This window comes from Actinomycetota bacterium, from assembly GCA_018333515.1.
Classification (GTDB): domain Bacteria; phylum Actinomycetota; class Aquicultoria; order Aquicultorales; family Aquicultoraceae; genus Aquicultor.
The window spans coordinates 1-15,411 of the sequence record JAGXSZ010000009.1 but is presented as its reverse complement, the minus strand read 5'-3'; the positions used below and the strand labels follow the sequence as shown (position 1 = coordinate 15,411).

General features: G+C 53.5%; 13 protein-coding genes, 1 tRNA gene and 3 pseudogenes. 7 read left to right on the top strand and 10 right to left on the bottom strand.

From position 1 onward, the window contains the following. Positions 1-19: 19 nt before the first annotated feature. From KGZ93_02700 to KGZ93_02690, 3 genes and pseudogenes are all read right to left on the bottom strand, one after another. Positions 20-151, bottom strand: a pseudogene (locus KGZ93_02700) (transposase). Between the two features lie 595 nt (positions 152-746). Further along, a complete protein-coding gene (locus KGZ93_02695; protein ID MBS3908530.1) occupies positions 747-1,289 on the bottom strand; it encodes a hypothetical protein in 543 nt (180 codons plus the stop codon). 16 nt (positions 1,290-1,305) lie between these two features. Continuing rightward, positions 1,306-2,133, bottom strand: a complete 828-nt coding sequence (locus KGZ93_02690) for an S-layer homology domain-containing protein (protein ID MBS3908529.1) — start codon at positions 2,131-2,133, stop codon at positions 1,306-1,308. Positions 2,134-2,613: 480 nt separating this feature from the next. Here KGZ93_02690 and KGZ93_02685 point away from each other — a divergent pair, with 480 nt between their 5' ends. Beyond that, entirely contained in the window at positions 2,614-3,099 is a 486-nt protein-coding gene (locus KGZ93_02685) for a hypothetical protein (protein ID MBS3908528.1), read from the top strand. 428 nt (positions 3,100-3,527) lie between these two features. Here the strand turns inward: KGZ93_02685 and KGZ93_02680 are convergent. Then, positions 3,528-3,600 (bottom strand) — tRNA-Arg (locus KGZ93_02680). 185 nt (positions 3,601-3,785) lie between these two features. On the opposite strand from KGZ93_02680, the gene KGZ93_02675 reads away from it, so the two are divergent. Further along, entirely contained in the window at positions 3,786-5,192 is a 1,407-nt protein-coding gene (locus tag KGZ93_02675) for a sortase (protein MBS3908527.1), read from the top strand. 106 nt (positions 5,193-5,298) lie between these two features. Here the strand turns inward: KGZ93_02675 and KGZ93_02670 are convergent, their stop codons facing one another. Then, positions 5,299-5,805, bottom strand: coding sequence for a hypothetical protein (locus KGZ93_02670; GenBank protein ID MBS3908526.1), 507 nt, complete (start codon positions 5,803-5,805; stop codon positions 5,299-5,301). A 227-nt stretch (positions 5,806-6,032) separates the two neighbouring features. Between KGZ93_02670 and KGZ93_02665 the strand changes: the two genes are divergently transcribed. Then, complete coding sequence (locus KGZ93_02665; protein MBS3908525.1) at positions 6,033-7,343, top strand: HlyC/CorC family transporter; 1,311 nt, start codon at positions 6,033-6,035, stop codon at positions 7,341-7,343. 41 nt (positions 7,344-7,384) lie between these two features. Here the strand turns inward: KGZ93_02665 and KGZ93_02660 are convergent, their stop codons facing one another. From KGZ93_02660 to KGZ93_02650, 3 genes are all read right to left on the bottom strand, one after another. After that, positions 7,385-7,780 (bottom strand): hypothetical protein, encoded by a 396-nt coding sequence (locus KGZ93_02660; GenBank protein ID MBS3908524.1) that lies wholly within the window; start codon positions 7,778-7,780, stop codon positions 7,385-7,387. Between the two features lie 205 nt (positions 7,781-7,985). After that, a complete protein-coding gene (locus KGZ93_02655; GenBank protein MBS3908523.1) occupies positions 7,986-8,732 on the bottom strand; it encodes a hypothetical protein in 747 nt (248 codons plus the stop codon). Positions 8,733-9,004: 272 nt separating this feature from the next. Beyond that, positions 9,005-9,688 (bottom strand): Crp/Fnr family transcriptional regulator, encoded by a 684-nt coding sequence (locus KGZ93_02650; protein MBS3908522.1) that lies wholly within the window; start codon positions 9,686-9,688, stop codon positions 9,005-9,007. Between the two features lie 309 nt (positions 9,689-9,997). Here KGZ93_02650 and KGZ93_02645 point away from each other — a divergent pair, with 309 nt between their 5' ends. Then, a complete protein-coding gene (locus tag KGZ93_02645) occupies positions 9,998-11,308 on the top strand; it encodes an ammonium transporter (protein ID MBS3908521.1) in 1,311 nt (436 codons plus the stop codon). Between the two features lie 17 nt (positions 11,309-11,325). After that, a complete protein-coding gene (locus KGZ93_02640; GenBank protein MBS3908520.1) occupies positions 11,326-11,664 on the top strand; it encodes a P-II family nitrogen regulator in 339 nt (112 codons plus the stop codon). A gap of 72 nt (positions 11,665-11,736) precedes the next feature. On the opposite strand, the pseudogene KGZ93_02635 reads toward KGZ93_02640, so the two are convergent. After that, a pseudogene (locus KGZ93_02635) lies at positions 11,737-11,970 on the bottom strand (nucleotidyltransferase domain-containing protein). A 341-nt stretch (positions 11,971-12,311) separates the two neighbouring features. Here KGZ93_02635 and KGZ93_02630 point away from each other — a divergent pair. Further along, positions 12,312-12,392: pseudogene (locus KGZ93_02630) on the top strand (transcriptional regulator). Next, positions 12,382-15,033 (top strand): [protein-PII] uridylyltransferase, encoded by a 2,652-nt coding sequence (glnD, locus tag KGZ93_02625; protein ID MBS3908519.1) that lies wholly within the window; start codon positions 12,382-12,384, stop codon positions 15,031-15,033. Before KGZ93_02630 ends, glnD begins: the two are co-directional and overlap by 11 nt. Before the next feature lie 118 nt (positions 15,034-15,151). Here glnD and KGZ93_02620 read toward each other — a convergent pair whose 3' ends face one another. Further along, positions 15,152-15,391, bottom strand: a complete 240-nt coding sequence (locus KGZ93_02620; protein ID MBS3908518.1) for a DUF2442 domain-containing protein — start codon at positions 15,389-15,391, stop codon at positions 15,152-15,154. Positions 15,392-15,411 lie beyond the last annotated feature (20 nt).

Below are 15,411 nucleotides of genomic sequence, written 5' to 3'. Positions count from 1 at the left end.
ACTCTCACGCTGTTTGGCATAGATTATGAAACACATCGCCTAAGTATTTGCGAATCCCGCCGTATAACACTTTGCGTCGATATTTGGGTATCCACACCACGTGATACTTGCACTCCCATACGCTATGGCATAAACTTTCGTTGTCGTTCAACGCAAGCCTCCTTTTCTGTAAACTTTAAGCGGTTCACAGATTGGAGGCTTGCGTATATTCCCGTAATTGTCAAACTCCGTGAGTCCCCCGGCAGAGCCGGGGGATTACCATTTTATTCAGTATTCTGCACCAAGCAGGGCAAGCCATACCATCCGGATTGGGTTTATAAAAAGAAATTCTTGCCTGCGTTGCGCGTTGCCGGCATTCGTGAAATGGGAATGCACGCGCTTCGCCACACTTGCGCAACATTGATGATTGCCACCAACGTCCAACCGAAAGCGATCCAGGCGCACTTGGGACACTCGAGCATTCAAGTGACAATGGACCGTTACGGGCATTTACTACCGTCTACACAGAAAGACGCGGCGGCAAAGCTAGGGGGCGTTCTGTTTGGCGCGGAGACGGCTAAAGCGTAGCTGCCGCCATTTGGTACTTTCAAGGCCTGCGGTTAATTCCCGCAAGTTTTTTTATTTTGGTACTTTTTTGGTACTTTCGGGCATTTTTACCTTGGTATATCTTAGCATTTTACCTGCTATTGCTATGCGCGCCCGGTAGGATTCGAACCTACGACCTTTGGTTCCCCGCTAGTCTGAACCTAGTACTTAATTTTCGATTCTATCTCCGCCTGCCTTATTCCTGCGTCTTCCCTGAATGGCGCCCTGCTTTGATCGCCCTTAATATTCTCGCCGGTCTCACCGTAGATATTACTTATCTCCTTGGGCTGGTCTACCGCGCCGGGAACAATCATAAATGCAACCCAAAGCTCAAGCTCGCCTTTTGGCCAACCAGTCAATGGCTGCATTATCGTCCAGGCACCAGTCTTAACCTCAACCGTACCTTCCATCTGTAGATTCTCTAGCGGGACATCCGTGCGAGTAGCCAGACCCTCATGGCGAATATCATAAGAGAGCACTGCTCCATCAGGAAGGTTAGCCGTTCCCTTGATGAACAATGTGTCTCCCTCAATAGCTGCAGACATCGCTAGCTCAACCGGTGCTGGTTTTGCAGTTTCTTTTTGAGTTTCCTGAGACGACTTCTGCTTAACGGTTGCTTCGGTTTGTTCCTGCTTAACAGGACTATCCGCACACCCGGCCATAATTAATAGGCTTATTATTAACGGGATAAAAGTCTTTTTCATGGATATCTCCTTGTGGTTATTGCGGCGGATCACACACACTACAAGGCCCGTAGCCTTGCGATTTTGCTTCACCCAAGGTTATGGCGATTTTGCTCTTCACTAAATATCTACACCCGTCCCGATGGTATTTTGTTCCGGTCGCTGTGATATAGACGATTGTGCTATCGCTACCTTTTGGAATCGTCGTCGTGGTTGTTAGTTTGGTCGTCGTTGTCGTGCTCGGCAGAGTTGTCGTCGTGGTAACGTCGCTTCCATGTATCATCACGTAGACCATCTTGGCGGCCTGCATCCTAGCTGTTTGCCCGGTAGGCTTAAACGTACCATCAGGATATCCGCTAATGATGCCCGCATCCTTGGCGGCTTGGATATACTGTGCGCTCCACATCGATGAAGAAACATCGGAGAATTCGCCTCGATAGGCTACTGGTGCAATGTTTTTAGCCAACACGATTATCTTTGCAGCCTCTTGGCGAGTCACATAATTTGTTGGCTTAAATGTGCCATCAGCATAACCACCGATTATTCTGAGTTCTTTCGCCCGCTCGATGTAACCACGAGCCCAGTAGTCGCTGGTAACATCGGTAAACGATGATGGGGATCCCGAAGGGCTTTCATTGATCGCAGCGATAATAATCTTGGCAAACTCCGCCCGTGTAACGAGCTTCTCGCCTCGAAATGTTCCGTCTGGATAGCCGCTTATAGAATCAAGGTCCAAATAGGGAGCATACCATGCGCCAGTTGGAACGTCCTTGTAGCTTGTTGAAGCCAGGCCGGTAGTGGCCACGAGCACCCCAACTAAAGCGACAATGGCGATAGCGGCTAGCAGTAAAAACCTATTTAACATACCTACCTCACCCCTCCCTTATTTTTAAGCTATTTATAGGTATACCCTGGCATAACTATCTCTAACCTACGACAAAATTGCCACAAAAGTCCGGCAAGGCAAGAGAAACAAAACCTGATGGCCTTGCGAGTTTACGCGAACATAAAAATGAACGCTACCTCATAAAACTTCAGCTTGTTGAAAAATGTTGAAGCGGGAAAGCGTTTCAGCGAACCTAACAAAACCTAACATTGAAGATGACGAATCATGACCGTGAGACGGCTATAACAGGGTTTTCCGACACCATAAAAAAGGCATACTCTTAAAAAGACTGCTCGCTCTCAGGCTCAACGACTGATGAAGAAGGATGAAGTCAAAAAAATCTCACGTCCCTAGAATGCTAAGAAATGTTAAGGTTCTCGTAAACTCTCAAGGTTGTTGGAGAATGCTGTACTTGGGTAATATCTATGCAACAGGCTTGAGCAGTGGGGGTAATCGGTTATGCGTGAGCCCATAGTGAGTGGACCTATCAAGTGGATATTTATTATTTCAGCAGCAATTTTAATCCTCGGCTTTATTGCCAGCTTGGGTGGCGAAGGCGAAGAGCCAACAACCACAACCGAAGCGAAAAGAGTAAGAGAACGGGCAACCACAACCGAAGCACCAACTACAACCACTGAAAAGAAACAGTGGACACCTGTGGTTTATCTTTCAGGCAATAGCCTTCCTGCAGAAAGACAAACTGTAAGGTCAATTGATTTTGAACTGACTACTGGGGAAATAAGATTGGTTTACACAATCGAGGGTGGGGACGCATTGGCCAATATGTATATAGTTAAATCAGATACTAGAGAATTAGATTGGCCAGATGTCTATGCTACGCGTGCCTCAGATACCTCATATGCCACTAAAAGCCCTGGTCAATACTATCTGGTGGTGCAGGCAGCCAATGCTAAATGGAATGTTAGGGTAGAAGAATTAAGGTAGGTCTGGGAACTAGCATTAATACAATCTATCAAATCTATAAAACCATTGAGGATACTGAGATTGATATTGCTGGACCCAGTTTTTAATTCTTCATTATCATCTCTATGACACATCGATTGATGGTCCTAGCTCCGACCGCAGTTATTTACACGTACCGCCTGGCTGGTATTATCTGGATGTATCGTCTGCTAATGCAGTCTGGGGTATTGAAATTCAAGAGTGGCGCTAGCATTTAACACAGAAAGACGCTGCAACGAAGCTAGAGGGCGTTTTGTTTGGCGCGGAGACGGCTAAAGCGTAGCTGCCGCCATTTGGTACTTTCAAGGCCTGCGGTTAATTCCCGCAGGTTTTTTTATTTTGGTACTTTTTTGGTACTTTCGGGCATTATTCCCCTGGCTTGTCTAAGCATTTCACCTGCTTACATGTTGCGCGCCCGGTAGGATTCGAACCTACGACCTTTGGTTCCGGAGACCAACGCTCTATCCCCTGAGCTACGGGCGCTTGTTTCACGACATCCGTCGCGTATTCAAGATACCCGCTTGCGGGGGGCGTGTCAAGGATGATAGGAGCCTGTCGCTGCGACTGCTTCTTCGTCCGACAAGTAGCTTCACCCGCGGGCAAAATCTTGCCTTAGGCTGGATTAACAGCGCGTTTTCCGGTAAGCTTAATGCAAACGATGGCATAAGGTGGAAATAGCGTCATCCGTGTTTAGTAAGAGATTAGAAAAGCTCAGCAGAAAATCGAGAAAGCGCCTCTCAAACCTACTTATCATAAGCGGCATTATCGTCATCGTATTTCCGCTTGCCACAGAAGCCTACGGCTACTATAAATCGGTGGAACTCATGAAGGCCTGGGAGAAGCAGGCCAAGAGCCAGACGGCCGAAGCCGTAAAGGTGCGGAACGATCAAGACCGCATGGTCGCCGCCGGCCGGCTGCCCGACGAAGAAGCGATTCTGGGCGGTGCGGCCCCCGGTAATGGCAAGAAAACTAAGACGCCGTTTCCTAAGACGAAGATAATCATCCCCAAGATAGGCGTAAACCAGGTCGTGATGGAGAACTCGTCCCCCGAGGCCTTAAAGAACGGCCCCGGCCACTACGCCGGGATGGCCAACCCCGGCGACAAAGGAAATTGCGGAATCGCCGGCCACCGCGTGACCTATACCCGCCCCTTCAACCGGCTCGACGAGCTAAACCAGGGTGATGTGATAATCCTCGAGACAGTCGACTACCGGTACGAGTACCGGGTCGAGACCGTCGCGGTCGTAGACCCGAAGAACGTATCCACCCTGCGCCCGACGAGCGACGCGAAAGTAACGCTTACAACATGTAACCCAAAATACAGCGCAAAGACCAGACTTAATGTCCAAGGTGTCCTTGTCGACACAAAACCGCTAAAGACAAGTATCGTCCGCGTGGTAAAACAGCTATTCAAAGAACCGGAGCAAAAGAAGAAGCCCGTCGGCGACAAGCCGAAGACCTATGCCGAACTGGTAGCGGACCTGAAAGCCGCACGCAAAGCGTCCGTGGAGGACCCGGCAAACATCGAGTCGCACATGAGCCGCGCCGAGGCAAGCCTGGCGCTTAGCCTCTATGATGAGATGCTCGAAGCGATACGCGCCGCGGAGTTCATCAACCCGAAATCCGCCGACATCGCCGAGGTCAAAGAAGGTTTCGCGGCAAAGAGAAAACGACTGCAAGACAGAGTGGATGCGAGGCTGAAGAATATCGGCGCAAGCGGCTCTATGGACCCGATGGTCTTTTTAGAGCTGGGAGATATCCACATGGCCACCGGCGACTACGGGTCGGCGGTTAAAGTCTATGACCAATTGGTAGAGATGATGCCCCATACGGTCGAGGCGTATTATTACAGGGCGGCGGCGTATGATCGCATGGGCCGGGACGAACAAGCTATCGCCGACTATCGGCAAGCGCTCGTCTACGACCCCGGCTATCAAGAGGCCCTGCAAGCAATCGACCGCATAAACAAGGGAAACAAAGACGACGATACGACCAGTACGGGCAATACCGTCAAGGGGCCGGCGGCAAAACCCGGTTCGACTCAGACTCATTCATACAGGCTGCGCCCGCGGTAAGACCGCAAAAAAAATAAGCCCCCCAGGGCTGGTCTTCTTCTCCGGTTCACCGCACCGCTCCGGTTCACCGCTATAGAGCGAGCATCACTCAACGGACGGCACGAACCTAGCTGTCCAATTGCTTATTTTTGTTCCTCAGCGATATTCCACTCCCGAGCAACATTCCGCCTCCAAGAAGGTACCAGACCATCTCGACGCCGGTCTCGGCTTGCTGGCCGGGAACGTTCTCGGTAGGCGGGGCCACGGCTACGGCAAGCACAGTGGTCGGCGTAGTAACCAAAGTAGTGGTCGTCGGCGGCTCGGTAACCGTGGTCGTCGTCTTGAGAGCGTGGGCGTCTTTTCCTTCGACGGTCGTTGTGACGACCGGCTTAGGTATTATCTTCGTCGTGGTAGTAGTGGGCTGTTTTATCGTGCCCTTACTCATCGCCGTGAGGTACTCGACGGTAAGCGCTGTTTCAGCATCGTTGAGCTGCGCCCCGTAGCGTACCATCTGGTCGATTATCCGGGTCCATTGCTTCTCGGTCTTTTTCACGTTCTTCCAGCGCTTCTCCGCGGGATGGCATTCCGTGCAGCGCTCTTCGACGAGTGCGGCGGTATCCTGGGCAAGTGCCAACGACGAAGCGCCAGCCAACATCGCGCCGACTAATAGCACACCCAGTATAACTCTGTCGCGTGTTTTTCGATATATCATATGCTCTGGTTGGGGTTTGTCAGGTTTAAAACTAAGTCAATCATACCCATTAAACCGGTAGCCTGTCAACATATACCAATTGAAAGAAGGGTTGCAATTGTTCTACGGCGTCTTATACTTTACTACATAGCACTTTGAGAAAGGACGCAATGAGCGAGTTACAGTTCAACTTCATACTCATCAGCGCATTAATATTCGTAAACGCATTCTTCGCCGGTGCCGAGATCGCAGTCATATCGGTGCGCGAAACACGAATCCGCCCGATGGCCGAGAAGGGTTCGAAGACGGCTCACATCGTCCTCGACTTCTCGAAAGACCCGAGCAGGTTTCTCGCGACCATCCAGGTCGGGGTCACATTGGCGGGATTCATGGCCAGTGCCACCGCAGCCTCCCAGCTCGCCGACGACGTCGGCCGGTTCATTCAAATGCTCGACATACCACTAATCTCCCGCGCGCCCAACGCGGTCGCGCTCGTTCTGGTGACTTTCGCGGTATCCTACATAACCCTGGTCTTCGGCGAACTCGTCCCGAAAAGACTCGCCATCTTGAAATCGGAGCAAATCGCGTTCGCGGTAGCCCGTCCCATCGAGTGGTTTAGCGTCATCACCTATCCCGTTATCAGAGCGCTTACGATTTCGACCAACTTAGTCATCCGCCTCTTCGGGGTCCGCCCCGAAGACGTCGCGCCCTCGACTACGGAAGACGAGTTGAAATTCCTGGTGACCCAGCATTCGGCGCTCCTCGATGAGGAGAAAGAACTTATCCGGCAGGCTTTCGAGTTCGGCGATATCCTAACGCGTCAGATAATGGTGCCGCGCCCCGATATTACGGCCGTGGAATCGACCGCCACCGTCAAGGAAGCCCTGGAGGAAACGAGAGAGAGCGGGCACTCGCGTCTCCTGGTCTACCAGGAAAACCTCGACAACATCATCGGGGCGATACACCTTATCGACCTTATCGACCTTATCGAAAATAACCAGCTCGACGCGCCGGTTATCGACATCATGCGCGCGGTCATCCACGTGCCGGAGACGCGCCGCGCCATTAGCCTGCTCAAAGATATGCAGACCAGCAAGCTCTCACTCGCAGTTGTCCTCGACGAATACGGCGGCACATCGGGAATCGTCGCTGTCGAAGACATAATCGAGGAAATAGTCGGTGAATTCGGCGCTAAGGCGGAAGAAGACGAACTCATAAAAGCCGTCAGCGACCGGGAGATAGTCGTCGACGGCAGAATCACTGTCGATGAGTTAAACGAGCGCTTCGAGTTGGAAATCCCCGAGTCTCCGGAGTATGACACGATTGCCGGCTGGGTACTCTCCAAGCTGGGCCACATACCGCGCCCCGGAGAGGAAATTAAGCACAGCGGCCACCGTTTCCGCATCCAATCGATGCAACAGCGCCGAGTCGCGCTGATTAGAATAATCCGGGCCGAAAAAGAGCAGGAAAAAGAGGAATAGGGGCGATAGGTTCGCGGCACTTCGAAACCGGCCCAACCCCGCTATACTACGATGAGGTCTTCCCTTCTGTAGTCGCCAATCGCGACCGTGACGACCGAACCCTTGCGAACCAGCTTGTGTTTGTTGGGCACGCGTATGCTGCCGTTCGAGTCGCGACGGCTGTTGATGTCGATAACGTCTCCGAGTTCCGACGCCGAAATAGCGTTTACCTTTTTCGCTCGCATCTCGTCGAGCAAACAGACCTTGCCCCGGCGGTCGAGGATGCGCCCGGGTTTCTTGACCAGATATGTGATATCGACGGCGCTCCCGTCATCGGATAGTTCTACGCGTGTAATCTCGATCATCCCTCTCTCCGCGAGCATTTTGCTCCAGCGATAAGCGATAAAAAGTACTGTCGATAAACCTATAACCCCTACGCCGATAGCCGACATATCCATGAGTGTGACCTCCCTTACTCGCCCAATCCGTAGCCGCATTTAGCGAGCCACAATATACGTTGATAGATGGATACCCGCGACGGGGCTAGTTTAAACCGATATTCAACGCATTTCACACAAACCTGCCGTTGGTTGCTTAACCGGTGGAATAGTAAAAAGAACCGCGCACACAGCCCTGAGTTCGCTTTATGGTGATGCTTTCGGCCTATTTTCTCCCGACGCGCTTGATGGTTCGCGAGCCGCCGCCACTGTCTTTGGTCGCCCCTGGTTTACGCCTCCTCCAGTGTCCTTGGAACTCTTCGAGCGGTATCTCGCCTTGCAAGTACTTTCGTACCTCGTCGAAATCGCAGGATATGGTCTCGAGCGCTCTCTCGGTCCTCTTGTCCCTGACTTTGATACGAACTCTCACAAAATCCGCGTTCCAAAAGTTGTCGGCTAAGAAGATGTCGTCCCAGAGGCGGTTGAGTTCTTCCTCGTAAAGGCGTTTGCCGTAATGCTCGGTATAAAGGTCGATTACCATATGGTTTTGATTTCTCGATTTCATGAAGTGGATGTTTCGAACATCGATAGCCGATTCCGGCGTGACGGCGTTTTGCAAGTTTACCAGACTGACTATGATGCCGGCGATACTGTCGTTGGACGGAGATTTCTCTTTTATCTTCTCGAAGATGTCTTTGAGCGTCGCCGCGGTTCGATTTATCTCTCCCGCTTGCAACCGGGCGTTCGAGGCTCGGCGAGCCCCGGCGCCGTTGGCGTGCGAAATAGTCTCCACGAGCAGCTCGGGCACGTTAAACCATTTCTTGTTGTTGATATCGCACACGCATTCGTGCTCACCGCAAGCGCAAGTATGCGCAACGTCCTTGCGCCGCCTTACGACGATGCTCGTAATCGCAAAGACCGACGCTGCCGCGAAAAGAAAGGCGCACACGCGCTTGAGCTTGCCGGCGCTCATATAGAGTATCCTCCCAGGTAACGGTGTGTCGTACACTTCTATCTTAAAGTATCGTTTTCACACGTTCGTATCTTGAGGACTTTTAAGCCCGCCCCGCGAAGCCGGATACGAAGAAACGCTTCCGAAGCCGTAGACTGCGATACCGGCGTCGTAAATCCTTTTTTCCCAGTCGGCGCGTTAATTATTCGCTCGACAACGCCTCCCTTTGCGACCGGCAGTACCCGGTGGGCTTCGCTGACTTCGATATGGTCGCCCTCGTGGTACCGGGTAATCTACTTTCGTGCGCCTTCGGCCAGTTCTTCGAGCATCTCCTCGTCGATTATCGTGATCTTTTTCCCATCGATATCGATGATACCGCTCGCCTTCATCTTGCCGAGCGTCCTCGAGATGGTCTCGCTAATCGTCCCCAGGCGCTGGGCGAGTTCGGTCTTGCTCGTATCAAGCTCAACCTGTGTGCCGGCTTCGCCGCGGCGGCCGTTCTTGGGTACCAGGTTTAGCAGATATCGCGCCACCCTTGCCGGCACATCTTTGAGCGATAACTCCTCGACGAGGACGGCGAAGCGCCTCAGATGCCGCGAGAGAATCGCGATCATGTTCAAGCTCAACTGCGGGTCTTTGCAGACGAGCGCCTTGAAATCGTCGCGCCTGAAAAAAAGCGTCCGCGCGTTGGTAACCGCCTTGGCAAAAGCCGGATACGCGGTGTTGGCAAAGAGCGTTACCTCGGCGAACGGGTCTCCCTCGCCGACAAAGTGCAGAATTTGCTCCCGCCCGTCGGCGCCTATCTTGTATATTTTGACCCGCCCGTCTATCACGACATAGAACCCCTCGCCCTCCTCGCCGTCGGCGAAGATTATCTCGTCTTTGGAAAACGCGCGCGGGTGAGAGATAGAGTCGAGTTCTTCGATATTGTATTCGGGCAAACCGACAAATAGCCGGCATGACCGCAAGGCGCTCATCTTATCCACAGTACCGCCTCTCCGTTTTCATTATATCTACTAGGAACATTAACGCAGATTATCGCGGATGCCACAACCTCGCCGCCGTAGAATGTGTTTTTCGATAACCCCCCGCGTAACCTCGCCTTAACATACTCGAAACACTTTCGAAACCTAAGAGCAACACGCATTTAACGTCAACGAAATTCGCCTGAAACATCCGTTGCTTATCATTGAAACATGGCCGCGGTCGCTCTTTGACAACCAAATAGCTCCTAGACAATTAAGGGATGCTCAATGCAATTGACACTTTGAATGGAGGGATACCCAATGGGAACTCTTGATACGGGCGATACCGCCTGGATGTTAATGTCAACGGCTCTGGTTATGTTTATGACCCCGGGACTCGCGCTCTTCTACGGCGGCCTGGTACGGAGCAAAAACGTGCTCAGCACGATAATGCACAGCTTCATCATGCTGGGAATAGGGACGATCGTTTGGGTGCTGGTCGGTTACAGCCTCGCGTTTGGCCCGGACAAGTTCGGACTTATAGGTGATTTAAGCATGTTCGGCCTCAAAGGCGTGGGTATGGCGCCGGCTGAAGGAAGCACCATACCGGAGATTCTCTTTATGGCGTTTCAGATGATGTTCGCCATCATAACACCGGCCCTTATCACCGGTGCGTTCGCGGAAAGAATGAAGTTCAGCTCATACGCGGTCTTTATGGTCGCGTGGCTGGTACTCGTCTACAGCCCGGTCGCGCACTGGGTGTGGGGCGGCGGCTGGATAATGCAGCTCGGCGCGCTCGACTTTGCGGGCGGCACCGTCGTCCACATCAACGCGGCGGTCGCGGCGCTGGCGGCGGCAATCGTTATCGGCAAACGCAAAGGCTTCGGCAAGGAAGCCATGCACCCGCACAACCTGCCGATGACCATTCTCGGCGCGGCCATCCTGTGGTTTGGCTGGTTCGGGTTTAACGCCGGAAGCGCCCTTGCGGCGAACGGCCTAGCCGCAGTGGCATTCGTGGTAACGCACATAGCTACCGGTATGGGAGCCTTGGGCTGGATAATCGCCGAGAAGCTAAAGACCGGCAAGCCAACGACCTTAGGCGCGGCCTCAGGCGCTGTGGCGGGACTTGTGGCTATCACCCCGGCAGCCGGTTTTGTCGGCCCCATCGCTGCGATAGCAATCGGTTTTATCGGTGGCATCCTATGCTACCTCGCAGTCGGCCTCAAGTTCAAGCTCGGCTATGACGACTCGCTCGACGTGGTCGGCGTGCACGGTGTCGGCGGTATAGTCGGGGCGCTTCTCACCGGCGTCTTCGCGACTGTCGCGATTAACGAAGCCGGCGCGAACGGCCTGCTCTACGGCGGCATGGACCTCTTTGTCAAACAAATCATCGCCATCGGCGCGACCATCGGCTACTCGTTCATCATGTCGTTTATCATACTCAAAGCCATCGAAGCGGTAATGGGCCTGCGTGTGAGTGAAGAAGCTGAGGTCAACGGTCTCGACCTCTCGCTCCACAGCGAGAACGGCTACGCGCTCGGCGGGTTTAGCAGCGGCACCTTAGAGCACGCCGTCAACGCAACCCAGGCCGCGCCGAGCTTTGCGGCGAAGCCCGCTCCGGTGAGCAAGTAACTTAAGGAGGGATACCGATGAAAAAGATAGAAGCGATAATCAAGCCGTTCAAACTCGATGACGTAAAAAACGCCCTCAGCGGAATAGGCGTCCAAGGCCTTACCGTGTCGGAAGTCCAAGGTTTCGGCCGGCAAAAAGGACATACGGAAGTATACCGCGGCGCGGAGTACAAGGTGGATTTCGTACCCAAGACCAAGCTTGAGATACTCGTCGATGACGGTATGGTCTCCCAGGTAGTCGAGACGATAACCGAAGCGGCGAAGACCGGCAAGATCGGTGACGGAAAGATATTCATCTACTCCGTCGAGGATGCAATAAGGATCAGGACCGGTGAGCGCGGGGTTGATGCGCTCTAAAAACATATAGGATATACAGTATGGAGCATCCCTCCATTGCATCAAAAAGGCGGTCCCGAACCGCCTTTTTGGTTTCTTGTCCAGCTCGCTTACATATATCAGGCGGCGAGGAAACGGCATTTCCGCAAACTTATCGTCGATAACAACCAGGTCGACATCGCTCGTTTCAAGGGCATCGCCCCTCGCCCTTGACCCAAATAGAATAGCCTCGTCGGCATCGATAGCCCTGAGAAACTCTTTTATCTGCTCTATAAGGTCTTGAGATTGCTGATTATCCAATCCAAAACCTCCTTCGACTTTGCGAATCGTTTATCCTTTAAGCCATTATAAGAGCCTGTTGCATAAACTAAATCGTCATCCATATGTTGTCATTATCGACTAACGCAAATACAACATATTGTGGTTTTTACTGTCTTTTTTCACTTTGTGCAACAGGCTCATAACACGAGCAAAACTACGAGCATAGCAATGCTGTGTTAAGGAACAAGTTCCGCCTCATCAAACCGCGGCCAACCCGACTGAATGGCAATCCCGTTCTTAACATACATTTAACCTTCGAGAAATACGCCGGAAACAATCCGCCCCTATAATGAGAGCAAAACCAGGTCTGGTATATCACAACAATAACGCGGAATAGCAGCATGTTCGGTGACGGAAAGATATTCATCTACCCTGTCGACGATGTGGTAAGGATACGGACGAGTGAACGCGGAACCGATGCGATTTAAGGCAAGCGGGCAGGTCATGGTGGATAAGCCGGCAACGCTGCGCGAGAGCTATGAGCGCGGCCTTCGCGAGCTGCACGACACATATTACGCGGAGCCTTCGGGGCGCGATGTCGCCGCGAGACGCTCCGATATGATAGACGAGCTTATCCAGCGCATCGCGGCGGGCGTCCTCGGCGATGTGCTCGGCGGTACTCTGGCGAGCCTTAAAGGGGTCGCAGTATTGGCCCTGGGCGGGTACGGGCGCCGAGCGCTCTGCCCCGCGTCCGATATCGACCTTATGATACTCCACCGCTTGAAGAATCGCGTCCACATCACGCAAATATCCGAGGAGCTATTCTATCCCCTCTGGGACCTCGGGCTCGAGGTCGGGCACGGCACCCGAACGCTAAAAGAAAGCCTGCGGATGGCGGCATCCGACTTCGAGGTACGGACCTCGCTCCTTGAGGCGAGGCTAATCACCGGCGACAACGCGCTCCTGGAGGAGCTGCAACTCGGGCTTACCCGGCAGATTCGCGCGAAAGGCGGCGGGCGGTTTCTCGAGAACATCCTCGCCGAAAACGAACGGCGACATCTCCAATACGGCCAGGCGGCGTATCTGTTGGAACCCGATATAAAAGACGGTGAGGGCGGTTTGCGCGATATTCAAGCTATCATCTGGTCGGCGAAGGGCCTCTTCGGTATCGCATCCCTTAACGGCCTGGCCAAAGAGGGTTATCTCTCCGCGTTCGACGCCCGTGCGCTTGAGCAGGCTTACGAGTTTATGCTGATGGTGCGGACCTACCTTCACCATACGGCGGAACGCAAGACCGACCGCCTCTTCTTCGAGTACCAGGCTGAGATAGCCAAGGGATTGGGATTTAAGAAGAGCGCCGGAAGCAGCGGAGTCGAAAATTTCATGCGCCGGTTCTACACGCACGCGAGCGCGGTCGAGCGCATATCGCGCGGCTTCTGGGACCAGCTCAAAGACGCTCTTTTAAACCCGGTATACGCTACATTAGCAAGCGATAGCATAAATATAGCGGGCGGCATCGTCCTTAGGGGCGGCAGGCTTTCGCTTGCATCGACCGACGCCGTGCGCGACTCTCCCGGCTCGGAGATAAAGCTCTTTCGCCTCGCGCTGGAGCACGATTATCCCCTCGATTTTAAAAAGCTCGACCTAGTGCGCGAGGGGCTCGAGAACCTGCCCCGACCCGACACCTGGACGCGCGAGATGCGCGACGACTTCATCGAAATCCTAAAAGCGGGCTCGCGCGCGTTGCCCGCGCTGGGGTGTATGGACCACCTCGGTCTTCTATCCCGCTATATACCGGAGTGGGAGCATGTGGTCTGCCTGCCCCAGCACGACGCCTACCACCTCTACACGGTCGACATGCACTCGTTCCTGACAGTAGCCGAGCTGCAAAAGATGGGCGCGGGCAACTACGATTCGACCAACCCGCTCCTTCGTGAGCTCTATGGCGAAATCGAACGGATAGACCTCCTACTCATCGCCGCGCTCCTTCACGACATCGGCAAGGGCGGCGGCCACGAGCACAGCAAGCGCGGCTCCAAGATGGTAAAGGATGTCAGCGCGCGCATGGGCTTTACCGCTCGGGAAGGCCGCGTTATCAGCATGCTCGTCGAGCACCACCTGCTCTTGCCCGGCACCGCGATGCGCCGCGACCTAAACGACGAGAACGTCATCATCGAGCCGGCATCGACAATCGCCGACAGGCAGACGGCCAAGATGCTCTACCTTATCTCCATCGCCGATGCCCTGGCGACCGGCCCGAAAGCCTGGGACGCCTGGAAGGATATCCTCATGCGCGAGCTTTTCTCGAAGGTTATCCATGTCATCGAGAGCGGCGAGTATACGACTAAGAAGAGCATCGAGAGACGCAAGAAGACCGCGTCATCGGTAAAATCGAGCTTGGCCGGGCGCTACGAAAATACCGAGATAGAGGCGTTTCTCGCGCGGATGCCCCCTTCTTACCTCCAATCGCAGACGAGCGACGACATCATCAGGCATTTCAAGTTGATGCGGGACGGGCGCGAGGGGCGCGAGGCCATCGGGATAAGCGCGCGGCGCAAAGACCGCGTCTGCGAACTGACGCTCGTCGCGCCGGACCAGCCGGGTCTCTTCTGCAAGGTCTCCGGCGTGTTGGCCCTAAACGGCGTTAACATCCTGGGCGCCCAGGTCTACACGAGAAGCGACGGAGTCGCGCTCGACATCTTCCGTATCGCAAGCTACTTCGACAAGAACGTCGATGAAGATGCGTGGGATAAGATAAAAACCGACATTACGCGCGCGCTCGCGGGCAAGATATCGCTCGAGTACCGCGTCGCTGAAAAGGCCAAACGCTATAAGGGCAACGGGATGACGAAGCACGCGCTGAAAAAATCGCCCGAGGTGAGAATCGACAATACCTCGTCCGATTTCTACACTATCATCGAAGTCCACGCCGAGGACCGCATCGGCCTCCTCTATACCATCACCAGGGTCATGTACGACCTGCGCCTCGACATCCACCTGGCAAAAGTATCGACCAGCGTCGACAAAGTCGTCGACGTCTTTTATGTGTGGGATGTAAACGGGCAGAAACTCGACGATGCGGAGCAGATCGACGATGTTAAGAAAGCCATTTTGATGGCGTTGGGGTAATAGAGTTGCGGTAGGGCTGCCGGTTACCCGACAGCCCCCGCACAGATCCCGGCGTGCGGTTTTCCGGCGGGGTCAAAGCTCACCGGCGGCGCGTTTTGCTGTCCGCTGAAGCCGCTTGTTATGCTATCTCCTCCATTTTTATCTCTATTGTCTCAGGACTGAAATCCTGTTCATTCGGCCATACGAGAGTTCCGAATTCAATTCTCGCTCTTTTGAAATAGCTATAATCCTTCAATTCCGTGAAGATTCCTTTGTCAAGGTATGGAGCAACATTAAATACTCCGGTTTTTCCGCTCGATAAAATCACCTTAATTCTATAGTCGGTCAGAATCTCAAACTCAATGACGTCCGGGGTCATTTTCTTCCTCCTATTTAAGC

Bases quoted from the DNA above. Each gene is read 5' to 3' on its own strand.
- KGZ93_02685 (MBS3908528.1), top strand. From the start codon at position 2,614: ATGCGTGAGCCCATAGTGAGTGGACCTATCAAGTGGATATTTATTATT.
- KGZ93_02650 (MBS3908522.1), bottom strand. From the start codon at position 9,688: ATGAGCGCCTTGCGGTCATGCCGGCTATTTGTCGGTTTGCCCGAATAC.
- KGZ93_02620 (MBS3908518.1), bottom strand. From the start codon at position 15,391: ATGACCCCGGACGTCATTGAGTTTGAGATTCTGACCGACTATAGAATT.
- KGZ93_02645 (MBS3908521.1), top strand. From the start codon at position 9,998: ATGGGAACTCTTGATACGGGCGATACCGCCTGGATGTTAATGTCAACG.
- KGZ93_02695 (MBS3908530.1), bottom strand. From the start codon at position 1,289: ATGAAAAAGACTTTTATCCCGTTAATAATAAGCCTATTAATTATGGCC.
- KGZ93_02655 (MBS3908523.1), bottom strand. From the start codon at position 8,732: ATGAGCGCCGGCAAGCTCAAGCGCGTGTGCGCCTTTCTTTTCGCGGCA.
- KGZ93_02640 (MBS3908520.1), top strand. From the start codon at position 11,326: ATGAAAAAGATAGAAGCGATAATCAAGCCGTTCAAACTCGATGACGTA.
- glnD (MBS3908519.1), top strand. From the start codon at position 12,382: ATGCGATTTAAGGCAAGCGGGCAGGTCATGGTGGATAAGCCGGCAACG.
- KGZ93_02665 (MBS3908525.1), top strand. From the start codon at position 6,033: ATGAGCGAGTTACAGTTCAACTTCATACTCATCAGCGCATTAATATTC.
- KGZ93_02660 (MBS3908524.1), bottom strand. From the start codon at position 7,780: ATGGATATGTCGGCTATCGGCGTAGGGGTTATAGGTTTATCGACAGTA.
- KGZ93_02690 (MBS3908529.1), bottom strand. From the start codon at position 2,133: ATGTTAAATAGGTTTTTACTGCTAGCCGCTATCGCCATTGTCGCTTTA.